Below are 9452 nucleotides of genomic sequence, written 5' to 3' on the forward strand. Positions count from 1 at the left end.
TGTTCTTATCCTATAGATAACTTAGGTAACTGTTTGAAAAATCAAGGGTTTTCTTGTAAAATGAAAGAGTATTAAAAGATGAGGTGGAAAATTGCTAACTGTATCAGATATTTCGCTGCGTTTCAGCGATCGTAAACTTTTTGATAATGTCAATATTAAATTTACAGCGGGAAATACTTATGGGTTGATTGGTGCTAATGGTGCTGGAAAATCAACTTTCTTAAAAATCCTATCAGGTGATATTGAACCTACCACAGGCCATGTTTCTCTTGGTCCAGAGGAACGCTTATCTATTTTACGTCAAAATCATTTTGATTACGAAGAAGAATGCGCTATTGATGTTGTTATTATGGGCAATCAAGATCTCTATAACATCATGAAAGAAAAAGATGCTATCTATATGAAACCTGATTTTTCAGATGAGGATGGTGTTCGCGCCGCTGAACTTGAAGGTCAGTTTGCGGAATTAAATGGCTGGGAAGCTGAAAGTGAAGCTTCTCAGCTCTTGCAAAATTTGAATATTCCTGAAGAACTTCACTATCAAAACATGAGTGAGCTCACTAACGGTGATAAAGTTAAAGTGTTACTTGCTAAAGCACTTTTTGGTAAACCAGATGTTCTTTTACTAGATGAACCTACCAATGGTTTAGATATCCAATCTATCAATTGGTTAGAGGATTTCTTAATAGACTTTGAAAATACTGTTATTGTAGTCTCTCACGACCGCCATTTTCTCAATAAAGTCTGCACTCATATGGCTGATCTAGATTTTGGAAAAATTAAACTCTATGTGGGTAATTATGATTTTTGGAAAGAATCTTCTGAACTAGCAGCAAAACTTCAAGCTGACCGTAATGCTAAAGCAGAAGAAAAAATCAAAGAATTACAAGAATTTGTTGCCCGCTTTTCAGCCAATGCTTCTAAATCAAAACAAGCAACTTCTCGTAAAAAAATGCTTGATAAAATTGAGTTAGAAGAAATTGTACCTTCAAGCCGTAAGTATCCCTTTATTAAGTTTCAAGCGGAACGTGAAATTGGAAATGATCTTTTATCAGTAGAAAACCTTTCAGTTAAAATTGATGGTGAAAGCATTCTTGACAATATCAGTTTTACTTTAAATTCTGGAGATAAAACTGCTATTATTGCCCAAAATGATATTCAGTCAACAGCTCTTATTCGTGCACTTATGGGGGATATTGACTATGAAGGTACCATTAAATGGGGTGTTACAACAAGTCAATCCTATCTTCCTAAAGACAATACAAATGATTTTGCGAGTGGAGAATCTATTCTTGAATGGATCCGTCAGTTTGCAAACAAAGAAGATGATGATAATACTTTTCTTCGTGGGTTCTTGGGTCGTATGCTTTTTTCTGGTGATGAAGTTAACAAGTCTGTCAGTGTCCTATCAGGTGGCGAAAAAGTGCGTGTGATGTTAGCTAAACTTATGCTCCTCAAGTCCAATGTACTGGTACTCGACGATCCAACTAATCACTTAGACTTAGAGTCTATCTCAAGCTTAAATGATGGGCTTAAAGATTTCAAAGAATCTATTATTTTTGCTAGCCATGATCATGAATTTATCCAAACATTAGCAAATCATATTTTGGTTATCTCTAAAAATGGTGTCATTGATCGTATTGATGAGACTTATGATGAATTTCTTGAAAATGAAGAAGTTCAGGCTAAAGTAGCACAACTCTGGCAATAAAAAGCGGAAACGCTTTTTATTTTTACATTTTAAATTGCTATGAAAATTTTTATAAAAAAACACCAACAAAGTATTCTTTACTATAGTCTTAGTTTTCTGCTACCAAGTTTTATAATGTTTCTCGTTCTATTCTCCAAAAATATTTATTGGGGGAGTAGCACAACTATTTTAGCTAGTGATGGTTTTCATCAATATGTGATTTTTGATGCTCTTTTTCGTAATATTCTCCATGGAACGGATAGTTTGTTTTACTCTTTTAAGGCTGGGCTTGGTTTTAATATTTTTGCTCTGACAAGTTATTACTTGGGAAGTTTTTTAACACCTTTTACTTACTTTTTTAATGTAAAAAATATGGCAGATGCTTTTTATCTCTTCACTTTAATCAAATTTGGTCTAATAGGTTTATCTGCTTTTTACAGTCTTGGGCAAATTTATACTAAAATCTCTAAATCACTCGTTTTGATGCTGTCAACATCTTATGCTTTAATGAGCTTTACTAGCAGTCAGTTAGAATTAAACAATTGGTTAGATGTTTTTATCCTGCTACCACTTATTATGCTTGGTTTACAGCGTTTAGTAGAAAAAAGGGGGATTTTTCTTTATTTTCTAACTCTTACTTGTTTATTTATTCAAAATTACTATTTTGGTTTCATGACAGCTATTTTCTTAACTCTTTGGTTTTTTACGCAAGTCTCGTGGGATATTAGAAACAGAATGAAACGATTAAGTGATTTTGTGCTCGTATCAATCTTTGCAACGCTGACAAGTGCTTTTATGCTGCTTCCAACATTTCTTGATTTAAAGAGCCATGGTGAAGTATTAACAGAACAAATTAGTCTATTTTCATCAGACATTTGGTATTTCGATTTTTTTGCTAAAAGTCTTCTTGGTAGTTATGATACGACAAAATATGGCTCTATTCCAACGATTTATATCGGTTTACTTCCCTTGATTTTTGCCATTACTTTTTTCTTTGTTAAATCTATAAAATGGCAAGTTAAAGTAGCTTATTTTCTTTTATTGGCTATTATTATTGCAAGTTTTATCTTTCAACCACTTGATTTATTTTGGCAAGGAATGCATTCACCTAATATGTTTTTGCATCGTTATTCTTGGGCTTTCTCCTTAGTTATTGTCATAATGGCAGCTGAAACGTTAACTCGGATAAAGGATATAAAATTGAAAAATTTTTATCCAGCCTTTACCTTCTTGGGAGTAGGATTTTTAGCAACTTTTTTATTCAAGGACTATTATAATTATCTGACACAAGTTAATTTTATATTAACAACTATCTTTTTAGTTAGTTATTTTATTATTCTTTTTACTTTTTTTAATCAATTAGTTTCTTATAAAGTTATTATTTCCTTTACACTTATCTTTACAAGTTTTGAAATAGCTTTAAATACTTTTTATCAAATTGAAGGAATTCAAACTGACTGGAATTTCCCTTCAAGAGAGGTTTATGAAGATAATGTAAAGGAAATTGACAACTATGTTAAGAAAACTAAAAAAGATAACTTAGAATTTTTTCGAACAGAAAAACAAATTCCCCAAACTTACAATGATGGTATGAAATTTAATTATAATAGCATTTCTCAGTTCTCATCTGTCAAAAATAACTTATCAGCACAATTATTGAATTCTCTAGGCTACTATTCACAAGGAAATCATTCTACCATTAGTTATCCTAATAATACTATTTTGATGGATAGTCTTTTTTCAATTAAATACAATATTAATAATCAAAATCCTCATAAATTTGGATTCCATTTAAAACAGAAAAACAATAAGCTGCAACTTTACAAAAACTTCTATTCTCTTCCTTTAGCACTTATGTCAAATCATATTTACAAAGATGTCAAGTTTGACTCTTATCCCCTTGATAATCAACAAAAATTTGTTAATGAATTGACAGATCTAAATCTTACACTTTTCAAAGAAATCCCTATTATTTCAAGTGTCGGAATGCAAGTTTTAGATAATCGTGTTACTATTAATGGTTCAAAAGGAAATAAGGCACAAGTTTACTATACTGTAAAGTGTCCTGCAAATAGTCAACTTTATATCAGCCTTCCTAACTTGACAGTTAATAATAAAGACGAAAATGTCTTTATAACAACTAACAAGCACACAAGTTCTTATATCATAGACGAAAGTTATTATCTTTTTAATTTAGGAAATTATAAAAAAACTCAAACATTAATATTTAAGCTTAGTTTTCCAAAAAATAAAACGGTTAGTTATGATTTACCACATATTTATGCTCTCGATTTAACTGCCTATCAAAAAAGTATAAAGCAATTAAAAAGTCAAACTGTTAAAACAACAACTAAGAAAAATAAAATTTTTACTACCTATGTTGCCAAAAAGAGAACTTCCTTGATTTACACTTTACCATATGATAAAGGTTGGTTTGCTAAACAAAATGGAAAAGCAATTAAAATATCTAAAGCACAAAATGGACTAATGAAAATTGATGTTTCTAAAGGTAGTGGGAAGATTATAATGACTTTTGTGCCCCAAGGACTATATCAAGGAATTCTTCTTACCTGTCTAGGTATCTTTCTCTTTGTATTTTACCAACTTTATTACAAAAAATTTAATTTAAAATAATTGATCAGAATATAAATAAGACCTCTCATACTTTATAAAACAGTCAATTTTACAAAAAGAGGAAACAATAGAACTCTTAGAAGTATTGATGTATCAGTATTTCTAGGAGTTTTTTATCTTGAAAAGAAAAAAGATTGAAGAAAAGATCCAATGGATCTTTTCTTCAATCTAAAATCCCATATTATTACGAGATTAGTGTCTTATCACTCCGGCAGTAGGACTCGAACCTACGACATCATGATTAACAGTCATGCGCTACTACCAACTGAGCTATGCCGGAATATATAGTCCGTACGGGATTCGAACCCGTGTTACCGCCGTGAAAAGGCGGTGTCTTAACCCCTTGACCAACGGACCATAGATGTCTCATCAACACTCTTATTATTATAACAAATATCTTTTATTTGTCTAGCTTTTTTTCAAAAAATTATAATAATATTTGTCTGCTTTTTTAAATAAATTTCAATTTATCCTCCTTCAAAAGCAGAAGGGTAGAAGTAAGATATTTCTATAACATAATGGGTAATAAACATATTATTTACTTTTTATACTTTTAGTGGGAAACTCTAGCATGTCAGACTAACTTGTTTTTTAGTTATACTTTTATTTATAACAGGACATAATAAAAGTAACTCAAGGTTCTTTAAAATAGGATTGACAGTCATCTATGAATTTTGTTAGAATAATAGAGTTATGAGGTCTCATAGCTCAGCTGGATAGAGCATTCGCCTTCTAAGCGAACGGTCGCAGGTTCGAATCCTGCTGGGATCAAAGAAGTCTTTTAGTCTCATCTAAAGGGCTTCTTCTTTATTTAAAAAATAAATTAAGGCTAACATAGGCAAAAGTAAAAAATATAAACTACTTTTGATTAAATAACGGCACATAACAGTTGATAGTAAAACGCCTATCATAAACATAATAATAGCCATAAAAATATAAAAAGCCTGCTTTCTAATCTGCTCATTTTTTTCTACACTACCCTTAAGAAAAAGATAAGCAGCATTTTTTATATTTCCAGTCATCATAGTATTAGTATAAGGATAACCTCTGACTCTTTTGAAGGTTGCTAGTTGAATAGAAGCGAAAAAGGCTAATCCCGCAATCGTAAAAATAGAGGGTAAAATCGGACTAAAAATAGCTATAACAGATAATAAAATAAATAATACATAAGTACTTGATTTATGCCACCTTAAATTTTTAGGTGTAATCCACTTTCTAAGAAAATAGTAGAAAAATTGTCCTAAAATAAAGAAAATAATCGGAATAAAAAAACTAAAAGCTTCTTTAAAATGACCATCTGCAAATTTCATCATCATATACAGAAGATTTCCGGTTTGCATGCTAGCAAAGCGCCCGCCTTGTGTAATAAATGTATAAGCATCAATAAAACCACTCATAAAAGTTAGAAGCATAGCTACTCTTAAACCTTCAAAATTTTGATAATCTTTTGTCATAATTTCTCCTTTTGTTTCACGTGAAACTTTTTAAAGATATTTATTAGTTTCACAAGCAAATAAGCGATTTATCTCATCTTTATGAGTCTTAATACTTAATAAATGTTGAATCCAATCATCAATTTAAAATATCATAGTAAAGACCAATCAATAGCTCTTTTATAACCAATTGCTAGTCAATTACTAAACGGCGTAATCAAAAACCAGCCTCTTAAAAATCATTTTAACATGATTTTTTCACTTTAGGGTAATTCACAATTAATATCAGCTTTTATAAACTTTTCTAAACCATAATACTAATGCTTAATGCTGTTTGATAATTTCAGAATGATCCTTTTTCCCTTATTTATGGTAAGGGCTTCCCTCTTGAATCATAAAGGCTCGATAAATTTGTTCTACAAAAACAAGACGCATTAACTGATGAGGAAGAGTTAATAACCCAAAGCTCATTAATATAGAAGCTCTTTTTTTAACTTCCTGTGATAATCCTAAACTCCCTCCAATAACGAAGGTCAAATCAGAATATCCCTTCAACATTGTAGCAGATAAAAGTTGGCTAAATTTCTCAGAAGAAAATTGCTTCCCTTCTATTGCTAAAACAATAACAAACTCACGATTAGAAATCTTATTAAGAATTCGCTGACCCTCTTTTTCAAGAATATAAGTATTTTGAGCTTGACTAGCATTATTTGGAATTTTCTCATCGGGTAATTCTTCCAGTTCAAATTTAGTAAAACGCTTTAGACGTTTACAATATTCAGCAATCCCATCTTTCAGATATTTTTCCTTTAATTTACCAACTGTGATTAATTTGACTTTCATATAATTTATTATAACATCTTTTTTAATATACTTTTCCACAGTTTTTTAAATCATAAATTTTTCTAAAAAATACTTCTTTGTAAATAGCAATCAACATTTTCTGAAAGTTTTCCACAACTTGTGGATTCTTTCTTTTTTAATTATTTTAAGGTATAATTAAGTCAAATTACTTAGACTAGTCATTATAAATTTTGGAGGCTTTAAAGTGAATAATACGAAATCTCACCCTTTTTTAAAATGGTTTATACCTTTTTTAGTTATTTTTTTAACTTTTATTTTAGGGGTCATATCAACACTTACCTTTAATTGGATAACTGGTAACAAATCGTTTTCTAACAATGGAAAAACAACTGTTAGTAATGTCATTTATGATACCAAATCTAACACTACCAAGGCTGTTAAAAATGTCAAAAATACAGTTGTATCTGTCATCAATTATCAAAAAACAGATAATAGTTATTACAATTATGACAGCGGTTCTCAAGAAAAAAATAAATCAGAGGATGGTCTAGGAGTCTACGGTGAAGGTTCTGGTGTTATCTATAAAAAAGATGGCGATAGTGCTTATTTAGTTACAAACAATCATGTCGTTAAAGATGCAGAAAAGTTAGAAATCATGATGGCTAATGGTAAAAAAGTTGTCGGTAAATTAGTAGGTTCTGATACTTATTCTGATCTGGCTGTTATTAAAATTTCTTCTAAGTATGTTACGACAGTTGCTGAATTTGCTAATTCGGATAAAATAAAAGTTGGAGAACCAGCAATCGCTATTGGTAGCCCTTTAGGCAGTGATTATGCTAATTCTGTAACAGAAGGAATTGTTTCAAGTCTCAGTCGTACAGTAACTTCACAAAATGAAAATGGCGAAACAATTTCAACTAATGCTATTCAAACAGACGCAGCTATTAACCCTGGTAATTCTGGTGGCGCTTTAATTAATATCAAAGGACAAGTTATTGGTATCAATTCAAGTAAAATTGCATCAAGTAATAACTCAAATAGTGGCGTTGCTGTTGAAGGAATGGGCTTTGCAATTCCTTCAAACGATGTTGTCTCTATTATTAATCAATTAGAAGAAAATGGTGAAGTTGTTAGACCCGCTCTTGGTATTTCAATGGCTAATCTTAGTGAAGCTTCAACAAGTGGAAGAGATACTTTAAAAATACCAAGTGATGTCACAAGCGGTATTGTTGTTCTTTCAACACAAAGTGGTATGCCAGCAGATGGGAAGCTGAAGAAATATGATGTCATTACAGAAATTGATGGGAAGAAGGTAGCGTCTATCAGCGATCTTCAAAGTATTCTTTACAAACACAAAAAGGGAGATAAAATTAAACTCACTTTCTATCGCGAAAAAGATAAACAAACAGTTGAGATCCAATTAACTAAAACAAGTCAAGATTTGAATCATTAAGAATGGACAACTATACAATACAACAATAAGTCTGGGACAACCATAATCCCAGTCTTATTTTTAGATAAAACAGCAGCTCTTTATAAATGATAACTGATAGTCAATACAAATCAAATAGATTAAGACGTAGAAAAGTTAATGGGTTCTAAGCGCCACATTAACCAGTGACAGCTAGTATAGATGTTCTGCCTAGCCCACAGTACTAGTTCGTTGTCAAATACTGATCTCGTCCTCCATAACATCACAACTGCCTACAATTTACAAAACAATACTTGGAGTACGGCAAGTTCAAAAAGTCCGAGAAATTCTTTGAGGTGAGATATGAAGACAACTTCGTTGACTTTTAGTATTAGGCAGATAATAGAGATAACCTAAATGTCTCTAACCAACTGTGAAGGGGCGGGATAATTTATCTAAGTGAAGGATTTTTATCCCACCTCTTCTATTTTTATTATTGGAGTAAATGATGACTGAACAATTAAAATATCTTAATACTAAAGATATTAATCCAAATCCCTATCAACCTCGACTGCAATTTAAAACTAAAGAATTGGAAGAGTTAGCACAATCTATTAAAGAAAATGGCTTAATTCAACCCATTATTGTTCGAAAATCTGATATTTTTGGCTACGATTTGGTTGCAGGAGAAAGGCGCTTAAAAGCAGCAAAATTAGCTGGATTAAATAAGATTCCTGTTATTATCAAAAAAATTTCTGATGATGACAGTATGAAGCAAGCTATTATCGAAAATTTACAACGTTCTGATCTTAATCCTATTGAAGAAGCCAAAGCTTACCAAAATCTCATTAATAGAAATCATATGACTCATGATGATATTGCTAAAGTAATTGGAAAATCAAGACCATATATTACTAACAGTATCAGATTGTTAAATCTTCCTCTGCACATCAGCCAAGCTCTTGAAAAAGGTCTAATTTCTCAAGGACACGCACGACTTCTTTTAAGTGTAGAAAAGCAAGACTTACAAGATAAATGGTTCCAAAAAATTCTTACTGAACAGTTAAGTGTGCATCAAATTGAAAGAGCACTTAAAAGTCAAACAAAGAAAGAAAAAAAACCTTCAAAAGACATTTTTCTGGCAGAAAAAGAAAAAGAGCTAAGTCAATCATTAGGCTTACCTGTTGTTATTCATTATAATAAAAAACATCAAGGTCAACTTAAAATTTCTTTTTCGTCCGAAGAAGACTTCAACAGATTAATGAACAAGTTAAACTAGCTTGTTCATTTTGTTTTTGTTTTTAACCACTTTTCCACAAGAAAAGATGCTATCGAATCTCTTGATTAACAGAATTTATCATCTTTTCCACAAATTGTGGAAAACTTATGTCCACATTGTGGACTCATCTTTTTTCACCTGTGGAAAACTTTCTCAATTTATGGTAAAATTTTCTTATTACAATCTTGATAGGAGTACACT

At 31.1% G+C, this 9452-nt stretch carries 6 protein-coding genes and 3 tRNA genes; 5 read left to right on the forward strand and 4 right to left on the reverse strand.

The window, feature by feature from the left end:
* The first annotated feature begins 91 nt into the window (after positions 1–91).
* Positions 92–1711, forward strand: coding sequence for an ATP-binding cassette domain-containing protein (locus tag FNL60_RS10280; protein ID WP_002279894.1), 1620 nt, complete (start codon positions 92–94; stop codon positions 1709–1711).
* A 39-nt stretch (positions 1712–1750) separates the two neighbouring features.
* A complete protein-coding gene (locus tag FNL60_RS10285; protein WP_018110248.1) occupies positions 1751–4324 on the forward strand; it encodes a YfhO family protein in 2574 nt (857 codons plus the stop codon).
* A gap of 206 nt (positions 4325–4530) precedes the next feature.
* Here FNL60_RS10285 and FNL60_RS10290 read toward each other — a convergent pair.
* A tRNA-Asn gene (locus FNL60_RS10290) sits at positions 4531–4604 on the reverse strand.
* 5 nt (positions 4605–4609) lie between these two features.
* Positions 4610–4681, reverse strand: a tRNA-Glu gene (locus FNL60_RS10295).
* Positions 4682–5021: 340 nt separating this feature from the next.
* Here FNL60_RS10295 and FNL60_RS10300 point away from each other — a divergent pair.
* Positions 5022–5095, forward strand: a tRNA-Arg gene (locus FNL60_RS10300).
* A 20-nt stretch (positions 5096–5115) separates the two neighbouring features.
* Here FNL60_RS10300 and FNL60_RS10305 read toward each other — a convergent pair.
* Both FNL60_RS10305 and rlmH read right to left on the reverse strand, forming a co-directional pair.
* The gene (locus FNL60_RS10305) at positions 5116–5778 is read right to left on the reverse strand and encodes a YoaK family protein (protein ID WP_002262652.1); all 663 of its coding nucleotides are present in this window, start codon (positions 5776–5778) and stop codon (positions 5116–5118) included.
* A 342-nt stretch (positions 5779–6120) separates the two neighbouring features.
* The gene (rlmH, locus tag FNL60_RS10310; protein ID WP_002262651.1) at positions 6121–6600 is read right to left on the reverse strand and encodes a 23S rRNA (pseudouridine(1915)-N(3))-methyltransferase RlmH; all 480 of its coding nucleotides are present in this window, start codon (positions 6598–6600) and stop codon (positions 6121–6123) included.
* A 205-nt stretch (positions 6601–6805) separates the two neighbouring features.
* Here rlmH and FNL60_RS10315 point away from each other — a divergent pair, with 205 nt between their 5' ends.
* Positions 6806–8014: a S1C family serine protease gene (locus FNL60_RS10315; protein WP_002262650.1), complete on the forward strand. Its 1209-nt coding sequence runs from the start codon at positions 6806–6808 to the stop codon at positions 8012–8014.
* 466 nt (positions 8015–8480) lie between these two features.
* Positions 8481–9251 (forward strand): ParB/RepB/Spo0J family partition protein, encoded by a 771-nt coding sequence (locus tag FNL60_RS10320; protein WP_002269456.1) that lies wholly within the window; start codon positions 8481–8483, stop codon positions 9249–9251.
* Positions 9252–9452: the final 201 nt, after the last annotated feature.

The organism is Streptococcus mutans, from assembly GCF_006739205.1.
Taxonomy (GTDB): domain Bacteria; phylum Bacillota; class Bacilli; order Lactobacillales; family Streptococcaceae; genus Streptococcus; species Streptococcus mutans.

Bases quoted from the DNA above. Each gene is read 5' to 3' on its own strand.
- FNL60_RS10285 (WP_018110248.1), top strand. From the start codon at position 1,751: ATGAAAATTTTTATAAAAAAACACCAACAAAGTATTCTTTACTATAGT.
- rlmH (WP_002262651.1), bottom strand. From the start codon at position 6,600: ATGAAAGTCAAATTAATCACAGTTGGTAAATTAAAGGAAAAATATCTG.
- FNL60_RS10320 (WP_002269456.1), top strand. From the start codon at position 8,481: ATGACTGAACAATTAAAATATCTTAATACTAAAGATATTAATCCAAAT.
- FNL60_RS10305 (WP_002262652.1), bottom strand. From the start codon at position 5,778: ATGACAAAAGATTATCAAAATTTTGAAGGTTTAAGAGTAGCTATGCTT.